13 protein-coding genes are annotated in these 17982 nt (G+C 65.5%); 3 read left to right on the top strand and 10 right to left on the bottom strand.

Going from position 1 to position 17982, the window contains the following annotated elements; translation table 11 throughout:
* Positions 1-2: 2 nt before the first annotated feature.
* The 3 genes from nosZ to PW843_11220 all read right to left on the bottom strand — a co-directional run bounded on the left by nosZ (position 3) and on the right by PW843_11220 (position 5152).
* Positions 3-1967 carry a TAT-dependent nitrous-oxide reductase gene (nosZ, locus tag PW843_11210; GenBank protein MDE1147173.1) on the bottom strand — a complete coding sequence of 655 codons (1965 nt, stop codon included), beginning with the start codon at positions 1965-1967 and terminating at the stop codon, positions 3-5.
* A gap of 42 nt (positions 1968-2009) precedes the next feature.
* Positions 2010-4181 (bottom strand): 4Fe-4S binding protein, encoded by a 2172-nt coding sequence (locus PW843_11215; protein MDE1147174.1) that lies wholly within the window; start codon positions 4179-4181, stop codon positions 2010-2012.
* Between the two features lie 227 nt (positions 4182-4408).
* On the bottom strand, positions 4409-5152 hold the full coding sequence (locus PW843_11220) for a ferritin family protein (GenBank protein MDE1147175.1): 744 nt from the start codon (positions 5150-5152) through the stop codon (positions 4409-4411).
* Positions 5153-5338: 186 nt separating this feature from the next.
* On the opposite strand from PW843_11220, the gene PW843_11225 reads away from it, so the two are divergent.
* Positions 5339-6430 carry a GSCFA domain-containing protein gene (locus PW843_11225; GenBank protein ID MDE1147176.1) on the top strand — a complete coding sequence of 364 codons (1092 nt, stop codon included), beginning with the start codon at positions 5339-5341 and terminating at the stop codon, positions 6428-6430.
* On the opposite strand, the gene PW843_11230 is transcribed toward PW843_11225, so the two are convergent.
* The 6 genes from PW843_11230 to PW843_11255 form a co-directional block, all read right to left on the bottom strand.
* Positions 6363-7199, bottom strand: coding sequence for a hypothetical protein (locus tag PW843_11230; protein MDE1147177.1), 837 nt, complete (start codon positions 7197-7199; stop codon positions 6363-6365). The two genes, PW843_11225 and PW843_11230, sit on opposite strands and share 68 nt — an antisense overlap.
* A 50-nt stretch (positions 7200-7249) precedes the next feature.
* Positions 7250-7981 (bottom strand): Stf0 family sulfotransferase, encoded by a 732-nt coding sequence (locus PW843_11235; protein ID MDE1147178.1) that lies wholly within the window; start codon positions 7979-7981, stop codon positions 7250-7252.
* Between the two features lie 185 nt (positions 7982-8166).
* Positions 8167-9537, bottom strand: coding sequence for a glycosyltransferase (locus PW843_11240; GenBank protein MDE1147179.1), 1371 nt, complete (start codon positions 9535-9537; stop codon positions 8167-8169).
* Positions 9534-11666: a hypothetical protein gene (locus tag PW843_11245; protein MDE1147180.1), complete on the bottom strand. Its 2133-nt coding sequence runs from the start codon at positions 11664-11666 to the stop codon at positions 9534-9536. Before PW843_11245 ends, PW843_11240 begins: the two co-directional genes overlap by 4 nt.
* Positions 11667-11767: 101 nt before the next feature.
* Positions 11768-12847 (bottom strand): class I SAM-dependent methyltransferase, encoded by a 1080-nt coding sequence (locus PW843_11250; GenBank protein ID MDE1147181.1) that lies wholly within the window; start codon positions 12845-12847, stop codon positions 11768-11770.
* A gap of 216 nt (positions 12848-13063) precedes the next feature.
* A complete protein-coding gene (locus tag PW843_11255; GenBank protein MDE1147182.1) occupies positions 13064-14683 on the bottom strand; it encodes an ABC-F family ATP-binding cassette domain-containing protein in 1620 nt (539 codons plus the stop codon).
* Between the two features lie 245 nt (positions 14684-14928).
* On the opposite strand from PW843_11255, the gene PW843_11260 reads away from it, so the two are divergent.
* Positions 14929-15735 carry a sterol desaturase family protein gene (locus PW843_11260; protein MDE1147183.1) on the top strand — a complete coding sequence of 269 codons (807 nt, stop codon included), beginning with the start codon at positions 14929-14931 and terminating at the stop codon, positions 15733-15735.
* A complete protein-coding gene (locus tag PW843_11265; GenBank protein ID MDE1147184.1) occupies positions 15732-16862 on the top strand; it encodes a dATP pyrophosphohydrolase in 1131 nt (376 codons plus the stop codon). The genes PW843_11260 and PW843_11265 overlap by 4 nt, the downstream gene beginning before the upstream one ends.
* Positions 16863-17003: 141 nt before the next feature.
* Here the strand turns inward: PW843_11265 and PW843_11270 are convergent, their stop codons facing one another.
* The gene (locus tag PW843_11270; GenBank protein MDE1147185.1) at positions 17004-17972 is read right to left on the bottom strand and encodes an NAD-dependent epimerase/dehydratase family protein; all 969 of its coding nucleotides are present in this window, start codon (positions 17970-17972) and stop codon (positions 17004-17006) included.
* Positions 17973-17982: the final 10 nt, after the last annotated feature.

Here is a 17982-nt window from a genome sequence, read left to right on the forward strand (position 1 = left end):
GCTTAGGCCTTCGTCGGGTGGACCAGCATGCGGCCCACCATTTCCATGTGCAGGGCGTGGCAGAACCACTGGCAATAATACCAGTGCACGCCCGGCCGGTCGGCGGTGAAGGTGACCGAGGCGGTGGCCTGCGGCCCGATCTCCATGGCGATGCCGTGGCCCGACAGGGTGAAGCCGTGGGTCAGGTCATCCACATCATCCATGTTGGTGATGAAGATGGTGACCTCGTCCCCCTGGTTGACCTCGAACTTCTCCAGGCTGTAGGCCGGCGCCACCGAATACATGTAGACGCGGACCTTCTTGCCGTCGCGGATGACGTTGGCGGCCGATTCCAGCTCCACGCCGTCCTTCTTGGCCCACTGCCGCGCTTCCTCCCACATCGGGTCGTCGCGCTTGTAGACGCTGAGCGGGTTGATCTTGGACCGGTGGACGATCATGGCGTCGTGCGGCTCGGCGAAGCTGGGGCCGTCGTGCACCACCACCATCCGGTCGCCGGAGATGTCGATCAGCTGGTCGTTCTCCGGCTTCAGCGGGCCGACGTTCAGGAAGCGGTCCTTGGAGAATTTGTTGAGGGAGATCAGCCACTTGCCATCCGCCTCCTTGGTTTCGCCCATGGAGGAATGGTTGTGGCCCGGCTGGTACTGCACATCCAGCTTCTGCAGGATGGGGTCCACCTTCTCACCCTTGAAGGCGCGCTTGGCCTTTTCGATGTCCCACTTCACCACCTGGCTGTCCAGGAACACGGTGGTGTAGGCGTTGCCCCGGCCGTCGAAGGCGGTGTGCAGGGGGCCCAGGCCGATCTGCGGTTCCGCCACCACCGCGTCGCGCGGCTTGATCTTGTCGGCGAACAGGTCATCCAGCTTGCGCACGTCGATGACGGTGACGGTGGGCGACAGCTTGCCGGCGAACATCACGTGGATGCCGTCCGGCGCCACGTTGCAGCCGTGCGGGTTGTTGGGCACGGGGATGTAGCGGGTGAAACGCGAGCCATGGCGGCCATCGACGACGGGCACGCCGTTGATGATCTTGCAATCGCCCTTCTTGACCGCTTCCTCGATGCGCTTGATGTCGAAGACGACGGCCCAGTCCTCGGTGCTGGCGGTCATCTCCGCCAGGGTCACGCCCTCTTCGGAGTTGTAGCAGGTGGCGAAGGCGTACTTGCCCTGGTAGTCGGCGTCGCAATTGTCGAGGTTGCCGTCCACCAGCACCTGCCAGGACACCTTCATGGCGTCGCCGTCGATGGCGGTGAAGACGCAGCCGTATTTCTTCGGCTCATCCAGGATGGTGCCGTCGTTCACCAGCGGGGCGCGGTGTTCGCTGTTGGCGAAGATGTAGCCGGTGCGGGGATATTTCTGCGGGCGCAGCCCGTGGATGTCGTGCGCGTTCGGGATCTCGATGATCTTGTCGCACTTCATGATGTCGCAGCGGATGCGGGCGACGCGGGTGTTGGCCTTGTCGTTGATGAAGACGTAGCGGCCGTCATAGGTGCCGTTGGTGAACGACATGTGCGGGTGGTGGGTGTCGCCGTTGTGGTAGACGCCGCCCCGGTTGGCCAGGAACTTCTTGGTTTCCGGCGTCAGGCCTTCCGTCAGGATCTTCTTGGATTCGTTGGTCAGGCCCCAGCCGGTGGCGGAACAGCGGTTGAAGACGGGGATGCGCATCAGTTCACGCATCGACGGCATGCCCACGATCCGGACCTCGCCCGTCTGCCCGCTGGAGGAGAAGACGTAGTATTCGTCCAGGTCGCCGGGCTTCACCTCGCCCTTGTTCTGGGGTGCGGCCGCTGGGGCGGCCCCGCCGACCGAGGGCATGACCAGGGCGCCGCCGGTGCCGACGGCACCCACGGCCGCCGCCGCCAGGGCGGCCTTGGCCGACCCGCCGATCAGGCCGCGGCGGCTGACGGGCCCCAGGATTTCGCTGGTGCCGTCATGGGGGGTTTCGGGGGTGGGCAGTTTCGGGTTGGACATTTTGGGCCTTCTCTCTTCTTGGGAATGATGGTGGCAAGGGCCTCAGGCCCGGGGCGTGGCCTCGGGGCGGGGGGGAAGCGTGGTGGGGGGTGCCAGGCCGTTCTGCCGGTCGCGCTTCAGGCGGCGCTGGATCATGACCGGGCACATCTGGTCGTGGTGGTAGAGCAGCTGGCAGTGCAGGCACTGGATGCATTCGTTGGGGTTGATGTCCCCCTCCGGATGGATGGCCTGGACCGGGCATTCGTTGCCGCAGCGCTGGCAGGGGTTGCCGCATTCGCGGTAGCGCCGCAGCCAGTCGAACATGCGCAGGCGCGCCGGGATGGCCAACGCCGCCCCCAGCGGGCAGAGATAGCGGCAGAAGAAGCGTTCGATGAACAGGTTGGCGGCCAGCAGGGCCACGGCGAACAGGACGAAGGGCCAGGACCGCCAGAACACCAGGACGATGGCGGTCTTGAACGGCTCCACCTCCGCCAGGCGCTCGGCCATGGACAGTTCGCTTAAAGACAGGCCGAACAGGATCAGGAAGAGGATGTATTTCAGGGGCCACAGGCGCTGGTGCACGCTGAACGGCACCTTGACCTGTTTGACCTTGAGGCGCCGGGCCACGCGGTTGGTCAGTTCCTGCAGCGCGCCGAAGGGGCACAGCCAGCCGCAGAACGCCCCCCGGCCCCAGAACAGCAGGGCGGCGGCCACGGCGAACCACAGCACGAACAGCAGCGGCTCCATCAGGAAATAGTCCCAGCTGAAGTCGGTGCGCAGCGCGTTCACGAAGGTCAGGACGTTCACGACCGACAGCTGCGCGTGCTTCCACCACCCCAGCCAGAACAGGGAAGCGACCAGGATCGCCAGCCGCACCCTGTCGTACAGCGCCGGCCGGCGCACCAGTTCGTGCTGGAAGAAGAAGATTGCGGTGACGGCGGCCAGCAGCAGGGCCAGCAGCGCCAGGTCCAGCCGGTCGCCGTCCCACATGCGCTGCCAAAGCTTGGCGCCGGCGGCGGAGGGGGCCGCCGTGGGCGCCGCCGCAGGGGCGGGCGCCGGCGGCAGGGTCAGGTATTTCTGCGGCGGGGTGTAATCCAGGTCGACGGTGATGAACGCCTTGTCCAGGCTGCCCACCTGCCGCTGGATCAGCAGGCGCAGGCGCCAGGGCTGGGCGGCATCGAACGTGCTGCCGTCGGGGATGGTGAACAGGCCGATGTCGGGGAAGTCCGGCGCCCCGCCCGCCAGCGACCCCAGCCGGGTGTGGTTGCTGTCGCGGAAGCGGATGGTGTTCTCACCCTGGATCAGTTCGATGCGGTCGAAGATGCCGCCGCGCACATAACCCGACCCCTTGAAGGAATAGCGGCCGGTGCCGGCGATGATGACGGCCTGCTGCCCCGGCTTCAGCCGCTGGCCCAGCCGGTCATAGCCGTCCTGGCCCAGCAGGCTGCGCCCCACCACCGGCAGGGTGGCGACGGTGGCGTACAGGTCGATGAAGGTGTCGTCGTCGGGCCCCGGTTCCGGCCGTGCCGCGGCACCGGGGCCGCCGGCCTCGATGAAGGCCTGGTTCACCTGGGCCACGGGCAGCAGCAGGCGGCGCACCGACCCGTCGCCCGTCAGGGTGGTCCAGTCGGCCTCGCCCGCCAGGTCGCGGTTCACGGTCGGCCGCGCCGCCGCCTTGGCGGCGCCATCATCCGTGCCGGCCGTCAGCCCGCCCAGGCCCAGGGTGTGCGCCACCTTGATGGCGGACCGCGTGATGGTGTCGCCGATGACCATGACGGTCACGGTGGCGCCGCTGACGATGTCCACCGGCGGTTTTCCGCCCGTGTCGGCCATCATGTCCGCGGCACTGCGGCCGACATAACCGTTGATGAAATGCTCGATCTTGGCGACCGGTATGCCCACCAGCACGATGGGTTCATGATGGTCCACCAGCTTGGCGCCGGTGATGCGGGCGTCGGGCCCGATGCCCACCAGGATGGAGATGGGGCGGCCGGAATAGCCGGTGGCGTTGACCACGTCGCTGTTGAGGTAGACGTAGCCCACCACCTTGTCGCCGGCCAGCGCCGGCACCACCGGCAGGGGGCCTTGCGGCGCCCCGAAATGGTCGGAACCCGGCACCAGTTCGGCTGGTGTCGCCAAGGGCAGGTAGGTGGCAAGGTGACTTTCCGCCGCCCGTGCGGGGCCGCCCGGCAATCCCCAGAACGCTAGCAAGAGTGCCAATATCGCGATCAGCACCCGGTGCGGAGCATCCTTGCGGTTATGACCAGGGATTGGCGGCACCACGCGGGCAAGCGGGGGCGTTATCGGCCGGGGCCGATTGGGCAGGGAAGGCGGGCGCATTGAACGGTAGGCTCTCAGGCGAGGCGTTGGGCCGCGAGCGGCTCCAGGCACAGGACACGTTTTACCGTGGGGGCTGACGGTCGGCCTTGCGCTGCATCAATAAGAGGTAAACCAGATGTATATTAAGGGGCCGCATCGTTCAGCGACCCCAGGCGGATGACGGCCGCCTTCAGCAGGTCGCGCGCCAGGTCGATGCCACCCTCGTCCGCCATCTGGCCCAGGGCATGGGCATAGATATCGACGGCACGCTCCGCCGCCTGCCGTGCGGCCTGCGGCGCCTGGGTCAGTGCCACGGCGATTTCGGCCTCAATCGTCTCGGCCAGGGCGCGCAAGGCTTGGGCGTCGGCGGCCGTGGGCAGGGGCGGGCGCGTGCCGCGTTCCCGATGGAAGGCCAGCCGGCGGACCTGTCGCAGGCGGGCGGCGTGGTTCAGTTCCTCCTGCGCCAGCGCCTCCGCCTGTCGTGCGATCTCGGGCGTCGCGGCGTGGGCGGCGATATAGCTGTAGAAGGCGAAGGTCCGCTCTTCATTGCGCACGGCGATGGACAGGGCGGTGTAGGGGCTGAGCAGGGCGCTGTCCTTGACCGCGTCCCACGACGCGGCGATCTCCGGCGGCAGGCGCCACAGGATGTCGGCCGCCTGCGGTTGGTGCCGCGACAGGTGCCGCGCACCCTGGGCCAGGGCGTCGGCGTGCCGCTTTTCCTCTTCCGCCAGGGTCTGGAACAGGGTCGCCAATTCCGGCGTGCCGCTGTGGTGGTCCGCCAGCGCCAGATAGCGCCGGGCGGCTTCCTCCTCCAGCATCAGGGCGATGGTCAGCAATTCGTCCATGGATGCGACGGCGGCGGCCGGCTCTTGCCGGAGCAAAGGCATGATGCGCGTTCCCTCACGGAACCAGGCGGGGCGGGACACGGCATCATGACAGGCGATACGGCGGCGGCCTTGATGCACCTCAAGGTTGGCCGCCGCCGCTCATTTCAGGAAAAAGGACAGGAACGGGGCTGGGTGTAATAAGCTCTGCCCGGGATGCAAACCGGGGCGGGGCGTTTGGAGCACACCATGGACGGCACGGCAGTGGAACGCGGTGGGACCAACCCCTATGACCGTTTGCCCGTCACCGCTTTCTGGCGGCCGGCCGTGGCGCAAGCGCATTTCGCCGACGTCGGCCCGTTGTGGCGTCCCAAGACCCTCCTCACGGCGGACCAAAGGGTGGCGACCTTCGGTTCCTGTTTCGCCCAGCACATCGGGCGGGCTTTGAGGAAGCGCGGCTTCCAATGGCTCAATACCGAACCCGCGCCGGTGACGCTGTCGGCCGAATCCCGCAAGAAATACAATTATGACGTCTTCACCTGCCGCACGGGGAACATCTATACGCCGTCCCTGCTGCTGCAATGGACGCGCTGGGCCCTGCGGGACGAACGGGTGCCGGCGGAGGTCTGGGAACGGGGTGGTCGGGTCCACGACCCGTTCCGTCCCGCGGTGGAACCGGGCGGGTTCGACACCGCTGAAGAGATGATGCGCCTGCGCGGCCTTACCATCCGCGCGTTCGGCGAAGCGATCCGGTCCGCCGATTGTTTCGTGTTCACCCTCGGGCTGACGGAAAGCTGGTGGAACGCCGATGGCGGTTATGAGTACCCGGCCTGCCCAGGCACCATCGCCGGCGATTTCGACGCCGCCGCGCACGCGTTTCGCAACCTGTCTTTCAACGAAATCAGGGATGCGCTGACCGGCGCCTTCGACCTGATGCGGGCGGCCAACCCCAACATCCGTTTCATCCTCACCGTGTCGCCAGTGCCTCTGGTGGCGACCAATTCCGGCAGTCACGTCCTGGTCGCGACCATGGAGTCGAAATCCATCCTGCGCGCGGTCGCGGGGGAAATGGCGCGCCAGCACCCCGATGTCGATTATTTCCCCTCGTACGAGATCATCAACAGCCCCGCGGCGCGTGGCGCCTTTTTCGAGCCGAATTTGCGTTCCGTGTCCGCCATGGGCGTTGATTGCGTCATGGGGCATTTCTTCCGCGATCCGGCGGCGTCCGGACCGTCGGCTGACGCAAGGGTGGAACCGGCGGCGGCGGCCGACCTTACGCCGACACCCAGCGACGTAGCCTGTGAAGAAGAGCTGCTTGAGGCTTTTCTGCCGCGGCCGTGAACGGCGGTGGCGGGAAGGCCGCTTCCACCCCTTCCAGGACCGCCGCCAGGACCAGCGCTCCACCCGTCTGGTTGAGGTGAACCAAATGGTGATGGGGCTGTTCGATCCGGTCCGGTTCGACGCCGTCGACGTTCAGCGATCCGGAATAAAGATCAGGCAGGGGGTGGCCGTCACCCCCGAACAGGGGGACCGGAAACGGGATGTGGCAAGCCGGGCGGATCGCCTCGGCGAAAAGGGCATCCGTCCGTTCCGCCACATCCCCATTCCCGCGGCATTCCTCGACGCTGTAGTTCCGGGAAAGCAGGAAGACGGGCCGGTCCTGGGCCGTCAGCAATTGCCCGCAGATACGATAGGCGTGGGACTGGAGAAGCCGTTCCCGAAGTGCCGCCGCCCGCACTTGCCGGGAGTAGGATTCGGTTGAAAGACCATCCATGAAGGTCCTGATTTCCACCGGCGTCGGCGTGTCGCCATAGACGACGAAGGCATCATAGTCATCGACGTCATCGCTGCCCCCGTCGGAAAAGGGGGCGTCGACGATGCGTTTTCCGTCCAGCCTGAGGTTGATGAAATTCGGTCCCGGATTGGCGAAGAAGTTCAGCGTATGGCCGCGCGTGTCCACAAGGCCCAATTGATAGGCCCGCTTCACGGCCCCCGTGTAGCTGTTGCCGATCACGCAAACGCGCCGCCTTGCCCGTGGTGCGGCAAGGGAAGTGTCGCTCCTGTTTTCCAGCACGGGGTCCATGCCCTTGTTCAGCCTCGGCGTGATCATGGTCCAGGCCTCGTGCTGCCTTCAACGCCGAAATGGCGCGGCCCTTGGGGTTACAGCCGGTCGAAACGATCAACGCTGCCGCATTCATGGATATAGCGGGCGCGCCATTCCACGGACAATTCATCGGCCTGTCTGCGGATCGGCGTGAAGCTGGTCACCATCGTCCGGTCCACCGTCTCCCCCATGGCGGCGGCGACACGATGCACCACCTGGAACGAATCCGCGCACAATTCCTCATAGGTGACGGTCAGGGGCGATGTGCCGATGCGGGCGAAATACAGGTCCCATCGCGCCCGGTTGGCCGCCAGGTCCCGCATCGTCGTTCCGATGGCCTCGGCATCGAACCCGGCGGGACGTTCTTCCTGGATATGGGAATGGTAGCGGCCCGTCTGCCGCGCGCGATGCAGCGAAATCGCCTGGCCCAGCAGGTCCCGCCGCATCAGTCGCACGAAGGTCGGGGTGGGGAAGGTGTGGGAGATGGTGCCTTCCGACAGCAGCCGGTCGATGTGCCAGGGGTGTACCTTCATGGAGAAACAGCCGTTGGGCGTCGTCCCGGCGCGGTGGGCGATGGCGACCTGTGATGCGACGTCCGCCGGATAGTCGGGGATGAACCGCTGCATCCAGCTGGTGTTCAGGTATTCCGACGGTCGTCCCAGCCGGCCGGTGGCCCCCAGCAACTGGCATAGCAGTTCGCTGCCCGTCCGCTCATCGGTTGCCAGGACCAGGGAATGCCGGGGCTGGACATCCGCGGGGAAGCCCGACAGCCAGGAATCGAGGGACACCCCGGCGATTCGTCCGAAATGGGGGTGCCAGTCGGGCCCGGGAACCGCGGCCTCGCCGTCCTTGGGTGCGGTGCTGCCGAATAGCCTGTGCAAATAGCCGCGAAGTGTCTTGGGGCTGGGGGCGGGCAATGGGGTGCCTCTCGGGCTGGATAGGGGCATCAGCGAATGGGACGACGGTCGATGGCCTAGATGCGGCCCCTCAGTTTCGCGACCAGGCGTCGCAACGGCGTGATGCGTCGCCAAATTCCGCGAAGGGGGCGGATCAATTGATTGATCCTGTGGTGGATCTCCAGGACCAACTGGCGCGTTTCCGCGGCCAGCTGGGTACTTTCCAGGATCAGGTGGCGGTTTTCCGCGGCCAGCTGGTGATTTCCCGCGACCAGCTGTTGGATCAGCTGATGGTTGCCAGCCGCAAGCCGGCGGCTTTCCAGGGATATTTGCCGCAGTTCCTCCGCCTGGCTTTCCAACTGGACGATCCGGTTCTGCAGATCGATGTGCCGGTTGTGGCTCCAGTCGGCATTCCGGTCGAGTACCTGCCGCAGGTCGGCGTACCGGTTGTGGCTCCACTCGGCGTTCCGGTTGAGCATCTGCTGCAGGTCGACGTGCCGGTTATGGCTCCAGTCCGCGTTCCGGTTGAACAGCTGGGAAAGCTGGGCCTGCCGGTCATCCGCTTGCCGCAGCAGGACGTGCAGCAGGCCGATATGGCCCGGTTCCTTTTGCAGCAGCGGCCGCACCAGGCTGTTGCGATACAGCACGTCGTAAAGCTGATGCTGGTCCAACCCGGCATGCACGGAATTGCCGTAGAAATCGGCGTCCGTCTTGAAGCGGTGATGATAGTAGGCAAGGGGTTCATTGATGGTGGCGATATCGCCAACCATCAGGATGCGCAGGGTGTAATCCCAATCGCCCAGCACCGGCAGTGCCGCGTTGTAGGGGCCGATGAGGTCGGCGACGGACTTTCGGATCAGCAGGCAGATGGGGGGGGAGGAGTTCCTGGTCAGCAGATAGGTGAGGTCGACATGGGGCTGCCAGTGGCCCCAGGGACGGCGTTCTTCCTCCAGGACGCGATCGTCCTCAATGCGTTCGACGATGACTTCGCAGTTCGTCAGGACGGCGGCGTAACGGGTGTTCGCCGGGGCGTTGAGGAAGGTGGTCGTGGTCTCCAGGAAATCCGGGTGCCAGGAGTCGTCATCGTCATGCACGACGATGAAGTCCCCTTCCGCCACGCCCAGGCCGGCATTCGACGCGGCCTCCATGCCAAGGCTTCGGTCATGGTGGATAAGGGTCAGGCGGCCGGCGAATGATGTCCGGTACGTGTCGACCAATTCATTGACGGCGTCCGTTTCACCGCCGTCGTTCACCAGATACAGATGCCAGTTCTGGTGCGTCTGGCTCAGGATGCTGGCCAGGGCGCGTGCCAGCAGGATCGGGCGGTTCTTGGTCCTGGTGAGAATGGCGACGCGGTCGCCGAGGGGCCGTGGTTGCTCCACCGTGGCCATGCTGGTCGGGAAGAGAGTGGTCGTCATCAATTCTCGCTGTTTTTTCGCGGCGTTCAATCGAACTGCCGCAGCGCCCGTGCGCCGTAATGGCTGAAATTTTCCCTGGCCAGCGTGCGCACCAGTTCGCGCTGGTCGGCGGAACCGTTGGCGGACCAGTACTTCAATGTTCCCATCGACCAGCCGCCGGTAAGCGCCTTGCGCATCGCCTCTTCGCCAGTGGGAAGGGTGGTGGCGATGATGCCGTCCAGATGCGCATGATCGAAGGTTGCGCAATGGCCGATCCGGCCGAACATCATGAGGTCGTGCTTGGATGGCGCCACGCTGAAGGCCGCCATGGCGGCCCTGGCGGCGGCCGGCGTCAGGTCGTCCAAGGTTAGCGGCCCGCAGGCGCCGGTGGCGAACAGTTCCGTGACCGTCTCCAGCGCCCCATCCTGGAAGTGACGGGTGATTGCCTCGTATTGCGCCTTCTCCACCGGGTTCTCCGCCAGTACCGGATGCCATCGGCCCGCTTTCCAGGCATAGGAATGGACGGTGCCGTGCGGTGCCGCGTGCAGTTCTTCCAGGATGTCGACGGCGCTGTGCAATTGGAACTGCTGCCCCGTCGGCCTGAATTCGTTGCCGAACGCCGCCTCCATCAACCCCGCGCCGTAACGGTTGCTCAAGGCATTGGACCAGAGGCCGTAATAGAAGCCGCTCAGCCGCGCCTTGCCGTGCATGCGTTCCAGGATCAGGCGCAAGCACCGCTGCATGGTGGCGTTCCATCCCATGTCGACAATCGCCGACCGGCCGTCGCAGTCCAGCCTTTCCTGCTCCAGGTATCCCCTAAGGCCCTCATATGCCGGCGCCATCCGCGCGTGGACGGCGGCGGAATGGCGCTGCAGGAGGGCATCGAATTCCGGGGCGTCCAGGGGGACGTCCAGCGATCCGAACCGGGTGGCGCAATCCTCCACCAAGGCGGCCTCGCCCAGCAGGTCGGCCCGCGCCAGGGCCAGCCGGACGGTGACCCGGTCATCGACATTGTTATGGAGGAATTCAAGCAAGCCCGGGCTCAGGCGGTGCGGGGTGCTTTCCATGTAACCCTGCGCCAGGTTCAGCGGCCGCCGGGACGTATGGAAATACTGATCCTCGACCCCCGTTTCCCGGGCCAGGTTCGCGGCTTGCCAAGCCTGGTGCATAAGCCAGCCGTCCCGGGCGCAAAAGTACAACCGCCTGATGCCGTGAAGCTTTACCCTCTGGGCCAGCCAGCGGATGTAGCCGCCGACCACGATGCCGCCCAGGGTCCGGCCCACCCCACGCCAATAGTCGGCGGATGTCTCGGGCGCCTGGAAATCAGCGCGCGCGTTCAGGACTGTGGCGCGTCGGAACCGTGAAAAGGGAAGGCAGGCGGGGGTAAGGGGGCCGGCGAGGCGCCGCTCTGACCGGGCGCGCAGATAGATGCGCGCTTCAATCCCATGCTCCCGGGCGGTACGGCCATCGGACCAATCGTCGTCGCCGATATGAAGGAAGCGGGATGCCTGCGGGTGCCGCGTCTTGACGACGTCCCATTGGCGGCCACCCGACTTCGTGGCCATCGTCTCACAGGAAACATGCAGCGCCTGCCATCCCGTGTACCCGCAGCCGGCCAGAACGTCCGCCAGGAAATCAGCCGGCAAGTACATGTCGGAAACAAAGATGTACGGCTTGCCGATCACGGCAAGTCGCCGCGTCAGTTCCAGGATGTCCGGAACCGCCACCAATATGTCCCGTTCCACCTCAAGCTCGACTTGTCGGGCGATCTCGAGATGGGGTGCCAGGGCCGGCATGCGCTGCCCGATCTCGGTGTAGATCTGCTGGAAGGTAACCTCTTCCGCGCCCTTCAGCCGCTGCTGCCGCTTGCGCGCGTCGCGCTCCGCCTCTTCGCGTTCGGTCGCGAAACCCTTGGCCATGGGGCCGAATTGCAGGATGAGGCGCCTTTCCATCTCGGCAAAGGTGTCGGCGGGGCTATCCACCAGGCGGGTCAGGGCGGTATCGAAAATGTCCAGGGAGACGATGTCGCAACGTGCGCTGAGTGATCGGATTTCGTTAATGAACGGCTCGTCCAGGGACCAGTCGGACAGCGTCCTGATGCCATTCTTTACGGGGCGGTCTTCCGTCGTTTCAGCATCTGCGCTGTTAAAGTCAAAAGAAGACGGAAATCTGTTAAGCATATCGACTTCAATCCATGGGGATGATGGTCTTCAGTATTCTTGTTGACCGTTACCGCTCCAGCGGCGCCGCAACCCGTTAGGTCGCCCCCGTGTCCTGATAATCAGTGGGATCGATTTTTCAGAACTGATGCGATCTTGCGGATCGGGGCGGTGATCCGCCAAGAAGACGAGGATTCCAGTGCGGCGACCTTGGCCTCGGCTATCAATGCCCGGTGCCGCATCGCCGCCAGTTCGTGTGCCAAAGCCCGCGTTTCGGCAAGCGCCGCCTGCAACGCCGCTTCCTTGGTGGCGGCCAGGGCCTCCGGTTCATGCTGTTCCATGCGGGTTGCTGGAAAGACCGCGATGGAGCCGTGCGGCGCCTCCTCGGCCATCATCGGGGCAGTCAATTGCGGTGGCCGTGAGGCGCCCGACCGCCATGCCTGGACGCCGGCATCGTAGTCCCGCTCCTCCACGCCGCGCGCGGCGGCGCGATGGGTGCGAAAATTATAGAGAACCTGCGTCAGGAAGCTTTTGGGGTGCACGAAACTCAACGGCCCGTTTTCCCGCAAACTTTCGCGAGGCAGGACCCGCGCTGCAACGGAGTCGGGACGGGCGAAGATCAATGAGTTCTGGGCATACCACCAGTCGACCCCTTCCTGCTGCCAGATCAGCGGGCGCAGGGCATCGAAGCAAAGATAGCCTTTCGCCCGAAAATGAACGGCCCAATATTCGGCCCATAGTTCGTTGATGTGCCCCGTCCCCCCCTGGAAGGGGATGGCCGCGCCGAACAGAATGGTGTCGCCCAACTGGGTCAGTCCGGTGATGAACGCTTCCCCGCGGTCATGGGGCAGATGCTCCACGACCTCCATTGAGATGACCAGGTCGAAAGGGGCGCTGCCGGGCGGTAGCTTGTCCCTGGGCAATTCCCGGTCCAGGGCCGTCGGGTAAAAGGCGTCCGGCGCGATTTGCAGCGTCGCCCGGTCAACGTAATCACCGTCGAAGCCCGCGACCTCCGATGCGCCAAGGGCCTGCGCGATCCGAAGCCAAGTGGCGACTCCGCAACCGACATCAGCCACCCGCCTGGGCTGGAGCCACTGGAAAAGATGCCCAAGAATGATTGCGGCCGATCGGGCGCTTCCGGGGGCCTGGCTGGCATAAAACGCTTCGTCATACAGGGTGACGTTTGTTGTTATGTCATGCATGAGGGACCTTGGTGGCCTCGACGCCAAACAATCGCATTTTCCGCGTATTTATATGGAGTGTGGTGTGCTGGGGGGCAAGGAAATTGAGTGGCCGATGGGCATTCTATTCTGATGCTATTATTGTTGGCTTTTCTGCTCATTTTCTTCGGCGAATAAACAATAGCCGGCCGAGTGGGGGCTGGATCCAGCCCCCATGCTTTGCGTGGCCCGCCCCTCTCAGTGCAGACCCGGCGCTTCCTGTCCGGTGCGCGCCACATATTCGGTGTAGCCGCCGCCGTACTGGTGGATGCCCTCCGGCGTCAGTTCCAGCACCCGGTTGGACAGCGTCGCCAGGAAATGCCGGTCGTGGGACACGAACAGCATGGTGCCCTCGTAGGCCGCCAGCGCCGTGATCAGCATCTGCTTGGTGTCCAGGTCCAGATGGTTGGTCGGCTCGTCCAGCACCAGGAAGTTGGGCGGGTTGTACAGCATGATGGCCATGACCAGCCGCGCCTTCTCGCCACCCGACAGGACGCGGCACTTCTTTTCCACATCGTCGCCGGAGAAGCCGAAACACCCGGCCAGGGTGCGCAACGATCCCTGGTTGGCCTGCGGGAAGTTGCCCTCCAGCGCCTCGAACACCGTGCGCTCGCCATCCAGCAGTTCCATGGCGTGCTGGGAGAAATAGCCCATCTTGACGCTGCCGCCGACCTGGACGGTGCCGGTGTCCGGCTGGTCCGCCCCCGCCACCAGTTTCAGCAGCGTCGACTTGCCGGCGCCGTTGACGCCCATGACGCACCAGCGTTCCTTGCGGCGGATGGTGAGGTCGAAGCCCTGATAGATGGTGCGGCTGCCGTACCCCTTGTGCACGTTCTTCAGGACCGCGACGTCGTCGCCGGAGCGTGGCGCGGGCGGGAAGTCGAAGGTCACGGTCTGGCGGCGCTTGGGCGGTTCCACCCGCTCGATCTTGTCCAGCTTCTTCACCCGGCTCTGCACCTGGCTGGCGTGCGAGGCGCGGGCCTTGAAGCGCTCGATGAACTTCAGTTCCTTGGCCAGCATGGCCTGCTGCCGTTCGAACTGCGCCTGCTGCTGCTTTTCGTTCAGCGCCCGCTGCTGTTCGTAAAAGACATAGTCGCCGGAATAGCTGGTCAGCGCCCCGCCATCGATCTCGATGATCTTGTTGACGATCCGGTTCATGAATTCCCGGTCGTGCGAGGTCATCAGCAGGGCACCCTCATACCCCTTCAGGAAGCCCTCCAGCCAGATCAGGCTTTCGAGGTCCAGATGGTTGCTGGGTTCGTCCAGTAGCATGGCGTCGGGTTTCATCAGCAGGATGCGGGCCAGCGCCACGCGCATCTTCCAGCCGCCGGACAGCATGCCGACGTCCTTGTCCATCATCTCCTGGCTGAAGCTGAGGCCGGCCAGCACTTCGCGCGCCTTGCCCTCCAGCTCATAGCCGCCCAGTTCGTCGAAGCGCGCCTGCACCTCGCCATAGCGTTCGATGATGGTGTCCATCTGGTCGGCCTGCTCGGGGTCGGCCATAGCCGCCTCCAGGTTGGCCAGTTCCCGCGCCACGTCGCTGATCGGGCCGGCGCCGTCCATCACCTCCGCCACGGCGCTACGGCCGGACATTTCACCGACATCCTGGTTGAAATAGCCGATGGTGACCAGCTTCTCGACCGACACCTGGCCGGTGTCCGGCAATTCCTCGCCCGTGATCATGCGGAACAGGGTGGTCTTGCCCGCACCGTTGGGACCGACCAGGCCGACCTTCTCGCCCCGGTTCAACGCCGCCGACGTTTCCATGAACAGGATGCGGTGGCCGTTGTGCTTGCTGATGTTTTCGAGGCGGATCATGGGCTGCTGAGTTCCAAGGGCGGGATTGGCCCCCTTATGCCACAGGAAGATGTCGGCGATGGAGTCCCGATCACAGCCCGCGCCCAGCGTCCATGACATAACACGGGCTATTCGGGGGCTGTCGGCCCGGCCCCGGGTGGGGGCAGGGGCGGGGGAAGCAGATCTTTACCCTTCCGTGCCTTTCGGGCTAGAACGGGCCCGCATCATGTGCAGGAATGCTTTTCTGGATTCCGAAGGATAGGAAAATGGCACAGAAACTCGCCTGGGGCCGCAGTTGGCATGGGCGCAGTTACGACCTCGGCCGCATGACCCTGGCGGATCTTTGGCGCGCGTACCTGACCTATCCGGCGATCCAGCTGTACGCCGCGTTGGCCGTGGCCGCCGCGGTCTACGCCGTCGTGGCGCCGGAGGGCATCGCCGCCGGGCATTGGCTGGCGCCGCTGGTCGCCGTGGTGGCGGTCTTCTTCGTCTATCCCATGGCCTGGTTCTTCATCCACCGCTACATCCTGCACGGCCGCTGGCTGTACCGGATCAAGTGGACGGCCACCCTGTGGAAACGCATCCATTTCGACCACCACCAGGATCCCCATCTGCTGGAGGTGCTGTTCGGGTCGCCGGTGAACACCCTGCCGACCATCGCCGGCGTGACCATGCCCATCGGCTACGCCATCGGCGGCTGGCCTGCGGCGGCGGCGGCCTTGTCCATGGGGCTGTTCCTGACCTGCACCTATGAATTCATCCACTGCATCCAGCACCTGAACTACAAGCCCAGGAACCAGTTCATCCAGAAGCTGAAGCGCGATCACCTGATCCACCATTTTCATAATGAGGATACCAACCTGGGTATCGTCAGCTTCACCCCGGACCGGATTTTCGGCACCTATTTCGCCTCGGCACGGGACTGTCCGAAAAGCGCCACCGTCTTCAACCTGGGCTATGATGTGGAAGAGGCGCGCCGCTATCCCTGGGTGATGGAGGCGACGGGCGCGCCACCGCGCGACCGCCCGCCATCCGCCTTCGCCACGTCCGAGACCAGGGGTACCGCTTCGTGAGTTCGGTCGAGATCATTCCGGTCGCGGGCAGCGCCCTGCTGGACCGCTTCATCCGGCTGCCGGAACGGCTGCATAAGGACGATCCCCACTACATCGCGCCGCTGCATATGGAGCGGAAGGACGCGCTGACGCCCAAGAACCCCTTCTTCGGTTTCGCCGATGTCCAGTTCTGGCTGGCGCGCAAGGACGGCCGGGACGTGGGGCGCATCAGCGCCCAGGTCGACCGCCACGCGCTGGAGCGCAACCCCGACGCCCCCGGCCAGTTCGGCATGATCGCGGCCGAGGACGATCCCCAGATCATCAAGGCGCTGGTGGATACCGCCGCCGACTGGCTGCGCGCGCGTGGCATGAAGCGCATGCAGGGCCCGTTCAACCTCAACATCAATGAGGAGATCGGGCTGCTGGTCGATGGCTTCGATACGCCGCCCATGCTGCTGATGGGCCACGACAAAGCCTATCTGGGCCCGCGGCTGGAGGAACAGGGCTTCGCCCGGGAAAAGGACGTCCTGGCCTACCTCTACGACATCACCCAGGAATTGCCCGCCGGCGCGCGGCGCCTGATCGACCGGCCCCTGCCCAAGGGCCTGATCGTGCGGTCCCTGGACTTCAAGCGCTATGACGACGAGATCCGGGCCGTCACCTCCATCTTCAACGATGCCTGGCAGGACAATTGGGGTTTCGTTCCCCTGACGGAGATCGAGACAGACCATTTGGCCAAGTCGCTGAAGCCCCTGCTGCATGCCGACCTGGTGCGCTTTGTCGAATTGAACGGCGAGCCCGTCGGTTTTATCGTCTGCCTGCCCAACCTGAACGAGGCCATCCGTGGCCTGGACGGCAAGCTGCTGCCCTTCGGCTGGGCCAAGCTGCTGTGGCGCATGAAGGTATCAGGGCTCAAGACCGCACGCGTGCCGCTGATGGGCGTCCGCAAGTCGGCCTCGCAAGGGGTGATCGGCAGCCTGCTGCCCTTCCTGCTGATCGACGCGGTGCGCAAGTCGGCGGCGGAGAAGGGGTTCCAGCAGATCGAGCTGTCCTGGATCCTGGAGGACAACCTGCCCATGCGCCGCATCAACGAAAGCCTGGGCGGCGTCGCCTACAAGACCTACCGCTTGTACGACAAGGCGCTTTGATACGTCCCCTCAGGCGCCGGGCGGCCACATCCGTGGCCTTGGGCTTCCTCAGTTCCCGGTCCGGGACACTCCCCGGGAACTTCCGGCGGATGCGGTCGCGTCCTAGCGGCCTGAGACACTGTCTCAGGCCGCCAATCTAACTTACGTCAGCCAGCCGGCGGCGCGGTACCAGGCCACGGTCTCGCGGAAGCCTTCCGCCAGGCCGATGCGGGACGCGTGGATGCGGGCGGGCAGCAGTTCGCCCGGCGCCACCGTCCAGTCGGGGTGCAGGATTTCCCGCGCCTTGCCGTCGGTGAAGATGGGGGCGGTGCCGCGCAGGGCGCCCCAGCGGGCGGACAGCGTGCCGGCCGCCAGCAGCAACGGTCCGGGAATAGCCCATAGGCGGGGTGGGGCGGTGTGGCCCATGGCGCGCGCCGCCTCCCGCATCATGTCGGCCATGGCGTAGCCGGCGGGGTTGGTGTCGGCCAGGGCATAGGTGCCGCCGGTGGGGCCACGTAGGCCCGCACCAGTGACGGCGACCAGGGCGGCGGCCGCATCGGTGACGTGGATTGCGGCCAGGCGCCCGGTGCCGACCAGCGGTGCCAGCGGACGTCCGGCTGCCTGGAAGATGGCCAGGGTCTCGCGGTCGCCGGGGCCGTAGATCATGGGCGGCCGCACGATGGTCAACTGTTCGGGCGCATCGGCGTAGACGCGCCGCACCTCCTCCTCGCCGGCGCGCTTGCTGGCGGCATAATCCGACAATTGCGGTTCGCGGGCGGCGAGGGAGGAGACGAGGATGAAGGGCGCCGCCGGTGCCTGCCGGCGCAGGCACGTGGCCACCGCCCCGGCGCCGTCCCGGTTGGTCCGCAGGAAGGCGGCCCGGTCACGCGCCTTGATCAGGCCGGCGGCATGGACCAGGGCGTCGACGCCGTCCGTCAGCCGGGCCAGCGCGCCCGCGTCCTCCAACCCGCCCTGGACGACATCGACGGGCAGGCCGGCCCAAGTGGCCGGATCGGGCGGACGACGCGCCAGGACGCGTAACTGTACACCCGAGTCGGCCAAAATCTGGACCAGATGCCCCCCCAGGAACCCCGTCGCCCCCGTGATCGCGACGATCGGCGCGGCTGTCATGGGCAGTTAC

The organism is Azospirillaceae bacterium (genome assembly GCA_028283825.1).
Taxonomy (GTDB): domain Bacteria; phylum Pseudomonadota; class Alphaproteobacteria; order Azospirillales; family Azospirillaceae; genus Nitrospirillum.

Coding starts and splice junctions, on each gene's coding strand:
- PW843_11255 (MDE1147182.1), bottom strand. CDS start 14,683: ATGATCCGCCTCGAAAACATCAGCAAGCACAACGGCCACCGCATCCTG.
- PW843_11245 (MDE1147180.1), bottom strand. CDS start 11,666: ATGCTTAACAGATTTCCGTCTTCTTTTGACTTTAACAGCGCAGATGCT.
- PW843_11220 (MDE1147175.1), bottom strand. CDS start 5,152: ATGCCTTTGCTCCGGCAAGAGCCGGCCGCCGCCGTCGCATCCATGGAC.
- PW843_11225 (MDE1147176.1), top strand. CDS start 5,339: ATGGACGGCACGGCAGTGGAACGCGGTGGGACCAACCCCTATGACCGT.
- nosZ (MDE1147173.1), bottom strand. CDS start 1,967: ATGTCCAACCCGAAACTGCCCACCCCCGAAACCCCCCATGACGGCACC.
- PW843_11230 (MDE1147177.1), bottom strand. CDS start 7,199: ATGATCACGCCGAGGCTGAACAAGGGCATGGACCCCGTGCTGGAAAAC.
- PW843_11270 (MDE1147185.1), bottom strand. CDS start 17,972: ATGACAGCCGCGCCGATCGTCGCGATCACGGGGGCGACGGGGTTCCTG.
- PW843_11260 (MDE1147183.1), top strand. CDS start 14,929: ATGGCACAGAAACTCGCCTGGGGCCGCAGTTGGCATGGGCGCAGTTAC.
- PW843_11250 (MDE1147181.1), bottom strand. CDS start 12,847: ATGCATGACATAACAACAAACGTCACCCTGTATGACGAAGCGTTTTAT.